We start from the raw sequence: 15,586 nt of genomic DNA on the forward strand, positions 1-15,586 counted from the left end.
GCAGCATCATCGCGAATGAACAAACCCGCCGGCAAGGATCATGTCGGCGGCCTTTTCCGCGATCATCGTCACCGGCGCATGCGTGTTGCCCGAGGGAAGCACCGGCATGATCCCCGCATCCGCGATGCGCAACCGCTCGATCCCGCGCAGCCTCAGTTCCGGATCCACCACGGCCATGGGATCATTGCCCATTTTCGTGGTGCCAACGGGATGGAAGATCGTCGTCCCCACATCCCCCGCAGCGCGCGCCAATTCGGCATCGCTTTGCAGATGCGCGCCGGGCTTGATTTCCTCGGGCCGAAACTCCGCCATCCGCCGCGTCTCCATCAGCCGCCGCGCATGACGCAGGCTGTCGATGGCTACCTGCCGGTCCGCTTCTGCCGACAGGTAGCGCGGCGCAATGGAAGGTGCCGCCGCGGGATCCGGCCCGGTGATATGGCTGCATCCCCGGCTTTCCGGCCGCAGGTTGCAGACCGAGACGGTCAGGCCGGGAAAATCATGCAAGGGATCGCCGAATTTCTCCAGCGACAGCGGCTGGACGTGATACTCGATATTCGCCGTCTCGAATACGTCCGAGGATTTCGCGAATATCCCCAGCTGACTGGGCGCCATCGCCATCGGCCCCGTCCGCCGCCACGCATATTCCAGCGCGATCCCCGCCTTGCCCCAGATCGACCGCGCCCGATCATTCAACGTGCGCGCGCCCCTGATCCGGAACACGGTCCGCAATTGCAGATGATCCTGCAGGTTCTCGCCCACTCCCGGCAGGTCCAGAACGGTCTCGATGCCCAGATCCGAGAGCCGCTCGCCCTGCCCGATCCCGCTCAGTTCCAGGATCGCCGGAGAGTTGATCGCCCCCGCCGCAAGCACCACCTCGCCCCGCGCCTTCGCATGCATCCGGCGGCCCTTTTGCGTGAAGACGACACCGGTGGCGCGCGTGCCTTCCAGCGACAGGCGCTCGACCTGCGCATGGGTCTCGATCCGCAGGTTCGGGCGGGATTTCGCGGGGTTCAGAAAGGCCTTGCGCGAATTCCACCTTATGCCGCCACGTTGGGTCACGGGAAAATAACCCACCCCCTCGTTGTCGCCATCGTTGAAATCGTCGCGGACCGGCAGACCCAGCTCCTGCGCAGCCTCGGCCACGGCATCGAGGATCGGCCAGCTCAAGCGCTGCCGCTCGACCCGCAATTCACCGCTATCGCCATGGAATGTGTCGGCCGGGCCGTAATGATGCTCGGAGCGGCGGAAATAGGGCAGCACATCGTCCCAGCCCCAGCCCGGATTGCCCGCTTGACGCCAGCGATCGTAATCGCCCGCCTGCCCCCGCATGTAGATCATGCCATTGATAGAGGAACAGCCGCCCAGCACCTTGCCGCGCGGATAGTTCAGGCTGCGGCCATTCAGCCCCGCCTCGGCCTCGGTGCGATAGCACCAGTCCAGCGTCGGATCGCCCATGGCGTATAGATAGCCGACCGGCACATGCACCCAGAAGCGGTTGTCGCTGCCCCCGGCCTCCAGCAGCAGGACACGATTGCGCGGATCGGCGGAAAGACGATTGGCCAGCACGCACCCACCCGAGCCCGCGCCCACGATGATAAAATCATATTCCCCGAAATCCTGCATATGCTCCCCCACGGATCAAGCGCGACGGCCCGTACGCCGAATTCCGAACCGCGCTTATTCTTCTTCATGCAAATATCCCGGGGGTCCGGGAGCAGCGCCCCCGGCCATCGCGGGACGCAATCACCCTACTCCGCCGCCGCCAGCAGCGAGGCATTGCCCCCCGAGGCGGTCGTGTCGATGCACAGATGCCGTTCCAGCACCGCATAGCCCGGCAGTTCCACCGAGGTCACGAGCGGAATGATCGCCCCCTCGCGCGCCGCCAATGCCTGCCGGTAAAGCTGCGCCTGCTCCTCGGGGCCGTCATAGGCCACCAGCGCCATGCCTGACAGCGTTCCAAGGGCATCGGCGGGCAGGCTTCCCGGCACCTCCACAGCGGCACAGCCCTTCGCCCGGGCGATAGCCGCCTGCGCAGCACTATCCGGGCCGAGGCACAGCACCGTGCCCCGGGCATGGGTGGTCAGGCGGTTGGATTCCCCCGTCGGACCGGGCAGCAGCACGGTTTCACGCGGAGTCGCGCTATCGGTCCGTGCGGCATCCAGCGCCTTTTGCAGTGCCGCCGGATCGGCCTCGGGTCCCTCGGATGCGGGCATCCGGTTCACCTTCGCCGCCCGGAAACGCGGGACGTAATGCGGCCCGCCCGCTTTCGGCCCGGTCCCCGACAGCCCCTCGCCGCCGAATGGCTGGCTGCCGACGATGGCGCCGATCTGGTTGCGGTTCACATAGAGATTGCCGACATTCACGAGGCTGTCGATATGCTGCACCCGGTCGTCGATGCGCGTATGTAACCCGAAGGTCAGCCCGTAGCCCGAGGCATTGATCGCCCCGATCACCCGGTCCAGGTCGCTGGCCTCGAAGCTGGCGACATGCAGCACCGGGCCGAAGATCTCGCGCTCGACATCCTCGATCCCACCCACGCGGATCGTCACCGGTGCGACGTAATGCCCGCGCCCCGGCGTCTTGAGCCGGTGCAGGATGCGTCCATCGCTGCGCGCCTTGGCGATATGATCCTCGATCCCCTTCTTGGCGGCTGCGGAAATGACCGGGCCGACATCGCTGTCCAGATACCACGGATCGCCGATATGCAGCTCATCCATCGCGCCATGCAGCATCTTCAGCAGCTTCTCCTCGACATCGCGCTGAACATAGAGCACCCGCAACGCCGAGCAGCGTTGCCCCGCCGACTGGAAGGCGCTGGCAAGGATGTCGCGCACCGCCTGTTCGGGCAAGGCTGTGGAATCCACGATCATCGCGTTCAGCCCGCCGGTTTCGGCGATCAGAGGCGCCTCGGGCGACAGATGCGCGGCCATCGCCCGGTTGATTGCCTGCGCGGTGGGCAGCGAGCCGGTAAAGCATACGCCCGCAACACGCGCATCGCTGCACAGCGCAGTGCCCACACGCCGCCCCTCGCCCGGCAAAAGCTGCAACGCAGTCGCGGGCACACCGGCCTCATGCAGCAATTGCGTTGCCCGCCAGGCGATCAGGCTGGTGGTTTCGGCGGGCTTGGCCAGCACCGCATTGCCCGCCGCCAGCGCCGCCGCGATCTGGCCGGTAAAGATCGCCAGCGGGAAATTCCACGGCGAGATGCAGGTGAACACCCCGCGCGGAGCCTCCCCCGTGGCGAAACCCGCGTAATAGCGCAGGAAATCCACCGCCTCGCGCAGCTCTGCCACCGCGTCGGGCAGCGATTTCCCCGCCTCGCGCGAGATCAGCGCGAACAGCTCGGCATAATGCGCCTCGTAAAGATCGGCAGCGCGGCGCAGGGCCTCTGCCCGTTTCTCGGGCGCGGCATCCCAGATCTGCGCCGCCGACAGGGCCGCCGCGATGTCGCCATCCGTGGCCCATGCCACCTGCCCCACGCGGTCATTGCCATGCGCGGGGTTGACGATCTCTTCAAGGTCGCGCCCATTCTCGTCCCCCACCGCCGCCAGCAAGGGTCCGCCCGTCCAGCGATGCTCGATCCAGCGCGTGCGCTCGGTCTCGATCCGCGCCAGCTCCAGCGGATCGCGCAGGTCGAAGCCTTTCGAATTGATCCGGTCGGGGGCGAACAGTTCGGCCGGGCGGATGACGCCGGGCGCGGGCTTGCCCGCCATCGCCTGCCATTCGGCAAAGGGATCGGGGGCGACGTCCTCGGGGGCGATATCCTCGTCCACGATCCGGTTGACGAAACTGGAATTCGCGCCGTTCTCGAGCAGGCGGCGGACCAGGTAGGCCAGCAGATCCTCATGCGCACCGACCGGGGCATAGATACGGCAGCGGGTGTGATGCCGTTCCTTGACGATCTCGTGCAGCGCCTCGCCCATCCCGTGCAGGCGCTGGAACTCGAAATCCCGGTCCTCTCCGGCCAGATGCAGGATCGCGGCGACGGAATGAGCGTTATGGGTGGCGAATTGCGGATAGATGCGCGGGCTGGCCAGCAATTTCCGCGCACAGCAGATCCAGGCGACATCGGTGGCCGATTTATGCGTCCAGACCGGGAAATCCGCCAGCCCCTCGACCTGGTAGCGCTTGATCTCGGTATCCCAATAGGCGCCCTTGACCAGCCGCACCATGATCCGGCGGTCGAGGCTTTCGGCCAGCGCCTCCAGCCAGTCGAGCACCGCGGGCGCGCGCTTGCCATAAGCCTGCACCACGACGCCGAAACCGTCCCAACCGGCCAGCGAGGGATCGGACAGCACCGCCTGGATGACATCCAGCGAGATGTCCAGCCGGTCGGCTTCCTCGGCATCGATATTCAGCCCCATCCGCGCCTCTTTCGCCTGCCGGCACAGGCGCAGCACGATCGGCACCAGCTCGGCCATGACCCGGTCGCGCTGCGGTTCCTCGTAGCGCGGATGCAGCGCCGACAGCTTGATCGAGATGCCGGGATTGTCGCGGATATCGCCCGCCTTCGCCTCGCCCGCAAGCGAGCGGATCGCGCCCTCATAGGCCGCCTGGTAGGCGCGGGCATCGGCCTCGGTCCGTGCCGCCTCGCCCAGCATGTCATAGCTGTAGCTGTATCCCTGCCCGACCCGTTCGCGCCCGCGCCTGATCGCGTCCTTGACGGTTTCGCCCAGCACGAATTGCTGCCCCATCTCGCGCATGGCGCGGTGAACGGCGGTGCGGATCACCGGCTCGCCCAAGCGGCGGATGGCGTTGCGCAGATGGCCCGCGATCCCCGGATGCGGCTCGTCGCGCAGAACCTTGCCGGTCAGCATCAGGGCCCATGTCGAGGCATTGACCAGCGACGAGGACGACTTGCCCATATGCTGGCCCCATTCCGACGGCGCGATCTTGTCCTCGATCAGCTCGTCCATCGTCTCGGCATCGGGCACGCGCAGCAGGGCCTCGGCCAGGCACATCAGCGCCACGCCCTCATCGGTGGACAGACCGTATTCGGCGAGAAACACCTCCATCAGCCCCGGCTTGCTGTCGGATCGGATCGCCCGGACCAGGTCGGCGGCACCCTTGGCGATGCGGCCGCGCGCCTCCTCGTCGGGAGCATGGGATTGCACGAGTTCGCCGATGAGGCTCTCTTCGCGGCCCAGATGCAGGTCGCGGATCGTCTGGCGGATATCGTCAAGCTGGCTCATCGGTCGTTCTCCCCGGGGTCATTGTGCCGCGCCCATTCGAATCGGCAAGCGGTTGCACGATGTTGAAGCACGGTCTATTCGCTGATGCAAAGGATCTACCGAGGCCATCATGATTGTCATCGCCGCCCTTGTCATCGGTGCCCTGCTGGGCTGGCGCCGCGCCGCCACGCTTGGCGGGAATCGCCGCGATCGCGCCCAATATGCCGCCGCCTTCGCGCTGGCATTCGCGGTGCTCGGCCTGTTCGCCACCGTCATCATCGACCGGATGGCGTGATGTTCATTCCCTTCCTCGACCATTTGCGCAGGCAAGGGGTGCCCGTTTCCCTGCGCGAATGGCTCGACCTGATGGGAGGGATGCAGGCGGGTGTCACCGGCTGGTCAGTCGATGGTTTCTACCATTTCGCCCGCGCCGCGCTGGTCAAGGACGAGCGTCATATCGACCGTTTCGACCGCGCCTTCGGCGAGGCCTTCGCCGGGCTGGAGCATATCCCGGTCGAGGCGCTGCTGCATGAACAGGCAATTCCGAAGGAATGGCTGGAAAAACTGGCCGAAAAGCTGCTGACCGACGAGGAACGGGCGCAGATCGAGGGTAGCGGCAGTTTCGAGGAACTGATGAAGAAGCTGCGCGAGCGCCTGGCCGAGCAGCAATCCCGCCACCAAGGCGGCAACAAGTGGATCGGCACCGCGGGCACCTCGCCCTTCGGCGCCTATGGCTACAATCCCGAGGGCGTGCGCATCGGCCAGCAGACAAGCCGCCACCGCCGCGCCGTCAAGGTCTGGGACAAGCGCGAATTCCGCGATTTCGACGACAGCGTGGAACTGGGCACCCGCAATATCAAGGTTGCGCTGAAACGGTTGCGGCAATGGGCGCGCCATGGCGCGAACGAGGAACTGGACCTGCCCGCCACCATCCGCGCCACCGCCGATCACGGCTATATCGACGTTCAGACCCGGCCCGAGCGGCACAATGCCGTCAAGGTGCTGCTGTTTCTCGACGTGGGCGGCAGCATGGACGACCATACGAGGCTGGTGGACGAGTTGTTCTCGGCCACCCGGGCGGAATTCAAGCATATGGAGCATTTCTACTTCCATAACTGCCTTTACGAGGGGCTCTGGAAGGACAATCGCCGCCGCTGGACCGAGCAGACACCGACATGGGACATCCTCAATCGCTTCGGGCGCGACTACAAATGCATCTTCATAGGCGACGCCTCGATGTCTCCTTACGAGATCGCCGTGCCCGGCGGTGCCAATGAGCATTGGAACGAGGAGCCCGGCGAGATCTGGCTGCGCCGCATCTGCGAGACATGGCCCGACCATGTCTGGCTGAACCCGGTGCCCGAGACGCATTGGCGCTATACCCAGTCCATAGCCATGGTCCGGCAGATATTCGAGAACCGGATGATGCCGTTGACGCTGGAAGGGCTGACGCAGGCGATGCGGGTCCTGGGATAGCCTGCCCGTCCGTCCCGCCCGGGTTTCCCGGGCTGGACCGAACCGCCCTAGCCGAAACGCGCCACCCAGCTTTCGATCAGTTCATGCTGCAGCCTCTTCGCGCGCCGGGTCCAGCTACTGACGCCCGCAGGCATCTCTTGCCCCCGCGTCGCCGCATGGCGCGGACCGTCCGAGCATAGCGTCGCGAAAGCCAGTCGTCGTCCCGAGGGGGCGATGGCGTATCCGGCAAGGTTCGACACGAAATTCAGGGTTCCGGTCTTGGCGAAGACCTCGGCGCGGTGGGGGGTGTCGTCGTCCGCCACCCCGGCCAGTGGGTTATGCTTGAGCAGATCGGGCAGCCCGGCCTCAAGCCCCGGTCCCGCCAGTAACCGCACCATCGCCACGGCGCTCACCCGGCTTTCGGCGGAAAGGCCGGAATGATCGGCGAAACTGAAATCATCGGACAGTCCCTGCGCCGCCACCCATTCCCGCATCTTCGCCGCCGAAGCCGTCAGGTCCGGCGCGCCGCTGGCATGCAGGCCGATGACCTCGGCGGTGAGATTGGTCGAGTAATAGAGCATTTCCTCGACCACCCTGCTCAGCGGCGGGCTTTCATGGCTGACCAGTTCCTCGGCGGCGGGCAGGCTGTCGATCACCTCGGGCGCGGGCAGGACCAGCCCCTTGGCGCGGCACAGGGTCTGGAACACGTCACCCGCGTAAAGCTCGGGCTGACGGACCGGCAGCCAGCGGCTGCCAGCCCGGCCCATCGCGCTACGCGAAACCGTCCAGACCTCGCGCCCATCGTCGAAGCGATAGCCGAACAGGTCCTGCTGCGCGGCGGGATGGGCGGTGATCGTATAGGCGCGCGGCGAATTCCGGGCCGCACGCGCCTCCAGCGAGACCTCGTAGCTGTCCCCCCCGCGCCGCCAACCCAGATGCACCCGGTTGAAATTCAGGATCATTCCGGAGAGCGCCGGGTTATAGGCGAGGTGATCGGCCTGCGGCGGGGCGATCTCTTCGATCCGCGGCAGCGCACCGCCCCATATGGCGAAACGCTTGGGCGATCCCTGCCCCGTATCCACCAGCTTCGCCGCCAGATCCGCCAGATCGTCGCTGGACAACACCGGATCCCCGGCCCCCGCCAGCACCAGCATGTCGCCCGCGCGCAGGATACGGGTGCGGAACCGATGCGACGGCCCCAGGCGGTCCAATGCGTAAAGCGCCGTCACCATCTTGAGCGTGCTGGCCGGCGCAAGCGATGCCGATCCCGCCCCGTCCTCCAGCATCGCACCAGCCGACGGATCGAACACCGCATAGCAGACCTGCCCCGAAAGATCGGCCCGGGCGATCAGCGACGCGCTTCCCGGCACCGGCTTGACGGGTGGCCGCTGCGCAAGGCCCAGGGCCATGTCCCGGGCGAGAGCCTGCCGGCCTGTCAGACCGGCGGCAAGCGCAGCGGTCAGGACCGCCCGTCTGGAAATCAGGCTCACCTTGCCATCCCTTCCTTGTCTGTCCGCCCGTTCCGCCCCTGCCGGATCATCGTCGAGGAAAGCGGCGACATCGGCAGGTTGAGCAGCACCCATGCGGGCGGTTTCATCATCGGCAACAGGCGCGCATAAGCTTCGGGCAGCCTTGCTGCCCGCATGATCTGCGCCGCGCGCGACTGCCGGGCCGCCAGGCGCGATCCCGGCCGCGCCAACACCCCGATGGGAACCCGCGCCGCGATCTCGGACCAGCGGTCCCATTGGTCGAACTGTACCAGGTTGTCCGATCCCATCAGCCAGACGAATTGCACGGCGGGACAAAGCCGCTGAAGTCCGGCAATCGTGTCAGCGGTCATCCGCGTGCCAAGCCTGGCCTCGATATCGGTGATCTCGACCCGGGGATGGCGCATGACCTGGCGGGCCGCCGCCAACCGTTCGTCCATCCTGGCGGGACCATGCTCCTTCAGCGGGTTTCCGGGGCTGACCAGCCACCAGACCCGGTCGAGCCCGAAACGGCGCAAGGCGAATTCGGTGATATGCGCATGCCCTTCATGGGCGGGATCGAAGGATCCGCCCAGAAGGCCGACGCGCATTCCCGGCCGCACAATGGGAGTTCTCACCGTCATCGGCCCGACTTAGCGGATCGCCCGCGCCATGCCAACGTGGGATCGCATATTTGGAAATGGGTGGTGCGGGATCACTTCGTGACCGGCCGCAAGGGTGTGGCCGGAGGCAATGAGCCGGTCAGGATCGTCACCTTCCCCCGTCCCGCCCTCTTGGATTCGTAAAGCGCCATATCGGCATCGGCCAGAAGCTGCTCGGCAATCGGATCGTCGTAATTGCTTGATATGGTGAGCCCGATACTGGCGGCGACATGGCAGAGATTGGGGCCGGATTCGATGGGTTTGCGGATCTCGCTGATGATCCGCTGCCCCAGTTTGCGCAACGCCCGGTGATTGGTCGCACCATGCAGGATCAGGACGAATTCATCTCCCCCGGTCCGGGCGGCGACATCACCGTCCCGGATCGCTTCTCCCAGCACCCGCGCGACATGGCGCAGCACATCGTCCCCCGCGGCATGCCCATACAGGTCGTTGACCGCCTTGAAGTGATCCAGGTCCACCTGCGCAACGGCAAAACCGCCGAAACCCCGGGCCTCTTCACTGCCGCGGGTGGCATGCAGCGCCATGTCCAGCGCCAGTTCCAGGCCACGGCGATTCCGCAATCCGGTCAGCGGATCGGTATAGGCACGGTCCTCGGCCTCGCTGCGCGCATCGTTGAGCCGAGTATTGAAAAGCGACAATTCCCGCAGGATTCCGTGATTGGCTTCATGCAGGAACAGAAATTCCATGGCGAGACTCGATGCCGCGAAATCCCCCTCGTCCAGTTTCAGCCTTCTGACCGCCTCGGGCAGGGTCATCCCGAATCCCAGGTCCAGCAGGAACATGTCATCTGCAAGTCTCACGACCTGGCCGCGCAGCCTGACCTTGGCATCCGCCGTCAGTCGAAGCTCGATCCGGTCACTGCTTTCGACCAGTTCGCTCAGCAGTTCTGCGATGGGAGCGGCAGTGATCGGCCGGGTGATCACGAAGGCGTCATGCAGGAACCGCGCATTCCCGGGCAGTATCTTCCGGGTGGTCGGTCCGGCACCCAGCAGGAGCCCCTGCGCATCGACAAGCAGGTGCTGGGGCATGAGCGCCGACAGATCATCCGCGCCCAGAAGAACCCGTTCCGGAGACAGGATCTTTCCCAACCCGGCATTCATCGCGCCGCCTCCTCGTCCCCGCCAAGCAGGAATCTTCGTCCGGGGGCGAAGGAGCCGTCCGATATCTGCACCGTCACGCTGTTCTCACCGATCCAGATCAGGCCCAGGGCGCCGTAATCATCCGCCATGCAACGGATCAGCCCCGCCATGCAGCAAGCCCAGTCATGCCCGTCCGGCGGGAAATCGATCCGGAGGCAATCGGCACCATCCTCGAAAACCTGCACCCGAGGCATGAAGAAATCCGGCATGACCATGCGCACCCGGTCCGCCAGCATCTCGAGATTCAGCAGGAAATCGGGGAAATTCCGCCCCGAGAAGCGCAGCAGGCGCCTTACTCGCCTCCGCCGGGCGATCCAGGCGCCGAGATCCTCAAGCAAATCGTCTTCGGGCTTGTCCAGGAATCGCGCAGCGTCGGAGATCAGATCGATACTGTGGCGATCGTAAACGTAACGCTGAAGCGCATCGTCCCCAGAGCGCTGGCATACGCGCAGCCAGAACTGATCGGAATAGGTTTCCCGCAGGAACGACTCGATGGATCTTCGGACCAGCCAATGCATGTTCACCTCCGGACAGGCGATCCATAGCGCGGAATCGTAAAGGAAGTGGAAAGCCGGCCGGGTCCGAAGCGCCGGGCCTCAGTCCGGCTCCCATCCGAAGCTGCCCGGACCGGCAAGCGCCATGCGTGCGGACAGCACCTCGTCGGGACGGATCGACAGCGATTGCGCGAAATCCAGCACGCGGCGATCATCTTCGAGCAGGAAATCCAGGACATGCACGCAGAAATCGGGATCCCTTGCCGCCTGCCGCAGCGCTTCGGGCCGGAGCCCGCTCGTGGCCAGCAGGGCCGAAGCGAGATCGGGATGTTCCGCGATATGAACCAATGCCCTGACCGCGAGTTCCTGTGCGGCGACCGCCGAATAACTCATCTCTCACCTCCTGAACTTGCATGATCCGCGGCAAAGTCGCGCAGCCCTACAGCAAACTCTGGCCTCGCGGGCGTCAAGTCACTATGTTGACGGCACGAAACAAGGCGGCCGCCATTCGCCGCATGGCCCCGACAACCCGGACACGACCCGACGGGTCATGCAGGGAACCCGGCCCCACGGCAAGGCGGATTGCGAATGGAGAAGACGGAATGAGCCAGATCGAAACCGACAGCCCCGGCGAAACCGAGCGTCCGACGCGCGAGGCGATGTTGCGCGGGTTTCGTGGCCGCTGCCCCGCATGCGGAGAGGGGCGGCTGTTCAGCTCCTTTCTCAAGGTCGCCGATCATTGCCCGAATTGCGACGAGGCGCTGCATCACCAGCGCGCCGATGACGGGCCCGCCTATTTGACGATCCTGCTGGTCTCGCATCTGGGCGCGCCGCTCTTGCTGGCCTGCTACATGGCCTGGCGGCCCTCGGCTATGACCATGATCCTGAGTTTCGGCATCGGTGCGGTCGTTCTCTCGCTGCTGCTGCTGCCGCGCATCAAGGGCGGCATGGTCGGGCTGCAATGGGCGCGCCGGATGCATGGCTTCGGCTCGGCCCCCGAAGCGGCCGCGTCATGACGGTGCAGGACAGTCCCCCGATCCGCGACGCCTCGACGATCATCCTGCTCCGGCGTCATGCCGGGAGCAGTTCGGTGCTGATGGGCATGCGCGGCGCCAAGGCGGTCTTCATGCCGTCGAAATATGTCTTCCCGGGCGGGGCGGTGGATATCGCCGACGCCTCGGCCCCTCTGGCCCGCCCGCTTGACGAGGTGAGCCGGCGCCGCCTGCTGGAGGAGCCCCGCGATGGCCTGACCCCCGATCCCCATGCCATCGCGGCCGCCGCCCTGCGCGAACTGGCCGAGGAAACAGGCCTGCTGGTCGGCGCAGAGCAAGAGCAGGGACCCCGCAGCGATTGGCCGGGCTATGCCGAAACCGGGCTCAGCCCCGATGCGTCAAAACTGCATTACGTCTTTCGGGCCATCACCCCGCCGGGCCGTCCGCGCCGTTTCGACGCCCGTTTCTTCGTCATGGATGCGGATGCGATCAGCGGGGATCCCGATGATTTCGGCCGCGCCTGCGACGAGTTGTCGCATCTGCATTGGGTGCCGCTGGCCGAGGCGCGGGCGCTGAACCTGCCCTTCATCACCGAGGTGGTGCTGGCCGAGACCGCCGAACTGACCGGCTCCGTCGCCCATCACGATCCGCTGCCGGTGCCCGATACCGTGCCGTTCTTTGACAATCGCGGCAGCGCGCCCCGGTTCGCGCAGATCATCTAGGGGAAGGCGGCGGACAGGGTTCAGGCCCTGGATGCGGTGCCTGCGTCCCCCGATGGCCGGGGCTTTGCGCCCCGTCGCCGGCTGGTTCTCGAACCAGTGGCGCGCCCTGCCGGCGACCCCCGCAAGGTATTTCAGCAAAGAAGAAGGGGTACCCGGTTCCTGTGGAATCCGGAGACCTTCAGACGGGTTTCAATGCCCCGTGAAGCGCGGCTTGCGTTTTTCGAGGAAGGCCGTCACGCCTTCGCGGAAATCGCTGCTGCGCCCGGCCTGTCCCTGCAGCTTCGCCTCCAGTTTCAGTTGTTCCTCCAGGTCATTGTCGAAAGAGGCCGACACCGCCTGCCGCACCGCGAGATAGGCCGAACTCGGTCCCTGTGACAGGTGCCGGGCACGGGCGGCGACCAGCTCGGCGAATTCTTCATCGGGAACGGCCTCCCAGATCAGGCCCCAATCGGCGGCCTGTCGCGCGGGGATGGCATCGGCAAACAGCATCATGCCCATGGCCCGCGCAGCACCCACGGCGCGGGGAATGGCCCAAGTGCCCCCCGCATCCGGCACCAGTCCGATCCGCGTGAAGGCCTGGATGAAATCCGCGCTTTCCGCCGCGATCACCACATCCGCGACCAGCGCCAGATTGGCCCCCGCCCCGGCCGCCGTGCCGTTCACCGCCGCAATGACCGGCACCGGGCAGTTGCGGACGGCATGCAGCATCGGCTCGTATTCATCGCGCAAGGTCGCCTCGAGATCGCGGGCCGCGTTCGCGTCGGTCAGATCCTGTCCGGAACAGAAGGCCCGGCCCGATCCGGTCATCACCACGCAACGCACCTGATCCGGTAGCGAGGTCAGCGCCTGCGTGATCTCGGCCCGCATTTGGCTGTTCAGCGCGTTCATCTTGTCGGGCCGGTCGAGAACCAGCCTCGCGATGCCGTCCTCGGCGCTGAACTGAATGGTTTCGAAATCCATGATATCCCCCTTGTTCCTTGCAGCCATGATGGCGAAATTGGCGCGGGGGGAAAGCGCAACCCTGCGTCACTCACGCATGATCTCGTCCAGGCGGGATTTCTCGGCTTCGCTCAGCGGCGCTGCCGGGGGCGTAACTCCTGATCGACCTCGGATAAAAACCCATGCGATCAGCAGCCCCAGCAGCGCCATCACCGGCCCGGCCAGCCACAGGATCAGGTTGCCGCCACGGGCACGCGGCTCGAACAGAACGAACTCCCCGAAGCGATCGACCACCGCGTCGATCACCTCGTCATCATTGTCGCCCGCCACCAGCCTTTCGCGCACATAAAGCCGCAGATCGCGGCTGATGGCGGCATTCGATTCGTCGATATTCTCGCCCTGGCAGACGGGGCAGCGCAGCTTTTGCGAGATCTCGCGGGCGCGCGCCTCCATGGCCGGATCCTCCAGCACCTCGTCGGGCTGAACCGCCAGCGCGGGGGACAAAAGCGCCATCAACAACGCGAGGATCAGGGACAGGCGTTTCATTCCGCGGGCACCGCCGCCATGGGGCTGCGCTTTCCTGCGCCGGCGGCGACACGGTAGCGGCGATCCGACAGGCTGATCACACCGCCAAGCGCCATCAGGATCGCTCCGGCCCAGATCCAGTTTGCGAAGGGTTTCACATAGGACCGCACCGCCCAGCCTCCGCCCTGCTGCGCATCGCCGATCACCAGGTAGATGTCGCGGAAGATGCCATTGTCGATGGCCGCCTCGGTCGTCGGCATGGCCTGCACGGGGTAGACCCGCTTCTCGGGGCGAAGCGTGGCGACATGACGACCGTTCCTGGCCACATCCATCACCGCCATCGTCGACAGGTAGTTCGGGCCCTCGACCTCGTCCACCGCCTTCAGCGTGATCCGGTAACCTGCGACATCGAAGGGCTCATCGATCCGGGCGACGCGGATATCCTCGGTCTGCCAGGCGGTCAGCAGCGCCACCCCGATGAAGGTCACGCCAAGACCCGAATGCGCCACCGCCTTGCCCCAATCCGCGCGCGGCAGGCGCAACAACCGCGACAGGCCGGATTTGCCGGTGCGATGGATCAGTTCGGCGACCGAACCACCGATCAGCCAGGCACCCAGCCCCGCCCCGATGATCGCGATGGCAGAACGCCCGGTCGAGACCGCGAAGACCAGCAGCATGACGGCTGCCGCGAAGATCAGCGCCCCACGCAACGGCCGGATCACCCGTGAAAGGGTGGCGCGCTTCCAGGGCATGATCGCCCCCAAGGGCAGCGCGATGGCCAGTGCCAGCATGAATGGCGTGAAGGCCTTGTTGAAGAACGGCGCGCCGACCGACAATTTGCGGTCCCACATCATCTCGGCGAAAAGCGGCCACATGGTGCCGACGAAGACCACGAAGGCCGAGACCGCCAGCAGCAGGTTGTTGAGCACCAGCGCCCCCTCGCGCGAGACGGGGGCAAAGACCCCCTTCGCCGTCATCTGCCCGGCCCGCGCGGCGTAAAGCGTCAGGGCGCCGCCGGTGAAGACGGCAAGGATGCCCAGGATGAAGATCCCGCGCGCCGGATCGCTGGCGAAGCTGTGGACCGAGGTGATCACGCCCGAGCGGACGATGAAGGTGCCGATCATCGAGAAACCGAATGCCATGATCGCCAGCAGGATCGTCCAGCTTTTCAACGCCTCGCGCTTTTCGACGACGATGGCTGAATGCAGCAGGGCGGCGGCGAGCAGCCAGGGCATGAAGCTGGCATTCTCGACCGGGTCCCAGAACCAGAACCCGCCCCAGCCCAACTCGTAATAGGCCCACCATGACCCGAGTGCGATGCCGATGGTCAGGAACATCCAGGCCGCCAGCGTCCAGGGCCGGACCCATCGCGCCCATGCCGCGTCCACCCGCCCCTCGATCAGCGCGGCGACGGCAAAGCTGAAGCTCATCGAGAGCCCGACATAGCCGAGATAGAGGAAGGGCGGGTGAAAGGCGAGCCCCGGATCCTGCAGAAGCGGGTTCAGGTCGCGCCCGTCGAAAGGCGGATTGGCCAGCCGCAGGAACGGGTTCGAGGTAAAGATGATGAAGGCATAGAAGGCCGCGCCGACCGAGGCCTGCACCGCCAGCACCCGCGCCCGCAGGCTGGGCGGCAGGTTGCCCCCGAACACTGCCGCCGCCGCACCGAACAACGCCAGGATCAGCACCCAGAGCAGCATCGAGCCCTCGTGATTTCCCCAGACCCCGCTGATCTTGTAGATCATCGGCTTGGCGGTATGGGAATTCTCGTAGACCAGTTTCAGCGAGAAATCCGAGGTCACGAAAGCCATCGTCAGCGCGGCGAATGACAGCCCGGTCAGCAGGAATTGCGCCATGGCCGCGGGGCGGGCGCTGTCCATCCAGCCCTGCCATCCCCTTGCCGCACCGATCATCGGCACGATCATCTGATAAAGCGCCACGGCAAAGGCGAGGATCAGGCGAAATGGCCGTATTCTGCGATCATGGGGGCAGTCCTCCGTATG

At 65.8% G+C, this 15,586-nt stretch carries 13 protein-coding genes and 1 pseudogene; 4 read left to right on the forward strand and 10 right to left on the reverse strand.

The window, feature by feature from the left end; genetic code table 11:
• Positions 1 to 6: 6 nt before the first annotated feature.
• Positions 7 to 1,623 carry a GMC family oxidoreductase gene (locus A7A09_RS16625; protein WP_106692545.1) on the reverse strand — a complete coding sequence of 539 codons (1,617 nt, stop codon included), beginning with the start codon at positions 1,621 to 1,623 and terminating at the stop codon, positions 7 to 9.
• A gap of 125 nt (positions 1,624 to 1,748) precedes the next feature.
• Positions 1,749 to 5,192 carry a bifunctional proline dehydrogenase/L-glutamate gamma-semialdehyde dehydrogenase PutA gene (gene putA, locus A7A09_RS16630; RefSeq protein WP_106692448.1) on the reverse strand — a complete coding sequence of 1,148 codons (3,444 nt, stop codon included), beginning with the start codon at positions 5,190 to 5,192 and terminating at the stop codon, positions 1,749 to 1,751.
• 109 nt (positions 5,193 to 5,301) lie between these two features.
• On the opposite strand from putA, the gene A7A09_RS20860 reads away from it, so the two are divergent.
• Positions 5,302 to 5,466, forward strand: coding sequence for a hypothetical protein (locus tag A7A09_RS20860; RefSeq protein WP_170167143.1), 165 nt, complete (start codon positions 5,302 to 5,304; stop codon positions 5,464 to 5,466).
• Positions 5,466 to 6,647 carry a vWA domain-containing protein gene (locus A7A09_RS16635; RefSeq protein ID WP_106692449.1) on the forward strand — a complete coding sequence of 394 codons (1,182 nt, stop codon included), beginning with the start codon at positions 5,466 to 5,468 and terminating at the stop codon, positions 6,645 to 6,647. Before A7A09_RS20860 ends, A7A09_RS16635 begins: the two co-directional genes overlap by 1 nt.
• A gap of 47 nt (positions 6,648 to 6,694) precedes the next feature.
• Here the strand turns inward: A7A09_RS16635 and dacB are convergent, their stop codons facing one another.
• From dacB to A7A09_RS16660, 5 genes are all read right to left on the reverse strand, one after another.
• A complete protein-coding gene (gene dacB, locus A7A09_RS16640) occupies positions 6,695 to 8,116 on the reverse strand; it encodes a D-alanyl-D-alanine carboxypeptidase/D-alanyl-D-alanine endopeptidase (protein WP_245999412.1) in 1,422 nt (473 codons plus the stop codon).
• The gene (locus A7A09_RS16645; protein ID WP_106692451.1) at positions 8,113 to 8,736 is read right to left on the reverse strand and encodes a nicotinate-nucleotide adenylyltransferase; all 624 of its coding nucleotides are present in this window, start codon (positions 8,734 to 8,736) and stop codon (positions 8,113 to 8,115) included. The genes dacB and A7A09_RS16645 overlap by 4 nt, the downstream gene beginning before the upstream one ends.
• 71 nt (positions 8,737 to 8,807) lie before the next feature.
• Positions 8,808 to 9,875 (reverse strand): GGDEF domain-containing protein, encoded by a 1,068-nt coding sequence (locus A7A09_RS16650; protein ID WP_106692452.1) that lies wholly within the window; start codon positions 9,873 to 9,875, stop codon positions 8,808 to 8,810.
• Positions 9,872 to 10,432: a heme NO-binding domain-containing protein gene (locus A7A09_RS16655; RefSeq protein WP_106692453.1), complete on the reverse strand. Its 561-nt coding sequence runs from the start codon at positions 10,430 to 10,432 to the stop codon at positions 9,872 to 9,874. Before A7A09_RS16655 ends, A7A09_RS16650 begins: the two co-directional genes overlap by 4 nt.
• A 78-nt stretch (positions 10,433 to 10,510) precedes the next feature.
• A complete protein-coding gene (locus A7A09_RS16660) occupies positions 10,511 to 10,801 on the reverse strand; it encodes a DUF3572 domain-containing protein (protein ID WP_106692454.1) in 291 nt (96 codons plus the stop codon).
• A gap of 209 nt (positions 10,802 to 11,010) precedes the next feature.
• Here A7A09_RS16660 and A7A09_RS16665 point away from each other — a divergent pair, with 209 nt between their 5' ends.
• Positions 11,011 to 11,424, forward strand: coding sequence for a DUF983 domain-containing protein (locus A7A09_RS16665; RefSeq protein WP_245999415.1), 414 nt, complete (start codon positions 11,011 to 11,013; stop codon positions 11,422 to 11,424).
• Positions 11,421 to 12,122 carry an NUDIX hydrolase gene (locus A7A09_RS16670; RefSeq protein ID WP_106692546.1) on the forward strand — a complete coding sequence of 234 codons (702 nt, stop codon included), beginning with the start codon at positions 11,421 to 11,423 and terminating at the stop codon, positions 12,120 to 12,122. The genes A7A09_RS16665 and A7A09_RS16670 overlap by 4 nt, the downstream gene beginning before the upstream one ends.
• A 189-nt stretch (positions 12,123 to 12,311) precedes the next feature.
• Here the strand turns inward: A7A09_RS16670 and A7A09_RS16675 are convergent, their stop codons facing one another.
• The 3 genes and pseudogenes from A7A09_RS16675 to A7A09_RS16685 all read right to left on the reverse strand — a co-directional run bounded on the left by A7A09_RS16675 (position 12,312) and on the right by A7A09_RS16685 (position 15,567).
• The gene (locus A7A09_RS16675) at positions 12,312 to 13,082 is read right to left on the reverse strand and encodes an enoyl-CoA hydratase-related protein (RefSeq protein ID WP_106692547.1); all 771 of its coding nucleotides are present in this window, start codon (positions 13,080 to 13,082) and stop codon (positions 12,312 to 12,314) included.
• A 66-nt stretch (positions 13,083 to 13,148) separates the two neighbouring features.
• Positions 13,149 to 13,607 carry a cytochrome c-type biogenesis protein gene (locus tag A7A09_RS16680; protein WP_106692456.1) on the reverse strand — a complete coding sequence of 153 codons (459 nt, stop codon included), beginning with the start codon at positions 13,605 to 13,607 and terminating at the stop codon, positions 13,149 to 13,151.
• Positions 13,604 to 15,567, reverse strand: a pseudogene (locus A7A09_RS16685) (heme lyase CcmF/NrfE family subunit). The gene A7A09_RS16680 and the pseudogene A7A09_RS16685 overlap by 4 nt, the downstream one beginning before the upstream one ends.
• Positions 15,568 to 15,586: the final 19 nt, after the last annotated feature.

The organism is Paracoccus methylarcula, from assembly GCF_003007735.2.
Lineage (GTDB): Bacteria > Pseudomonadota > Alphaproteobacteria > Rhodobacterales > Rhodobacteraceae > Paracoccus > Paracoccus methylarcula.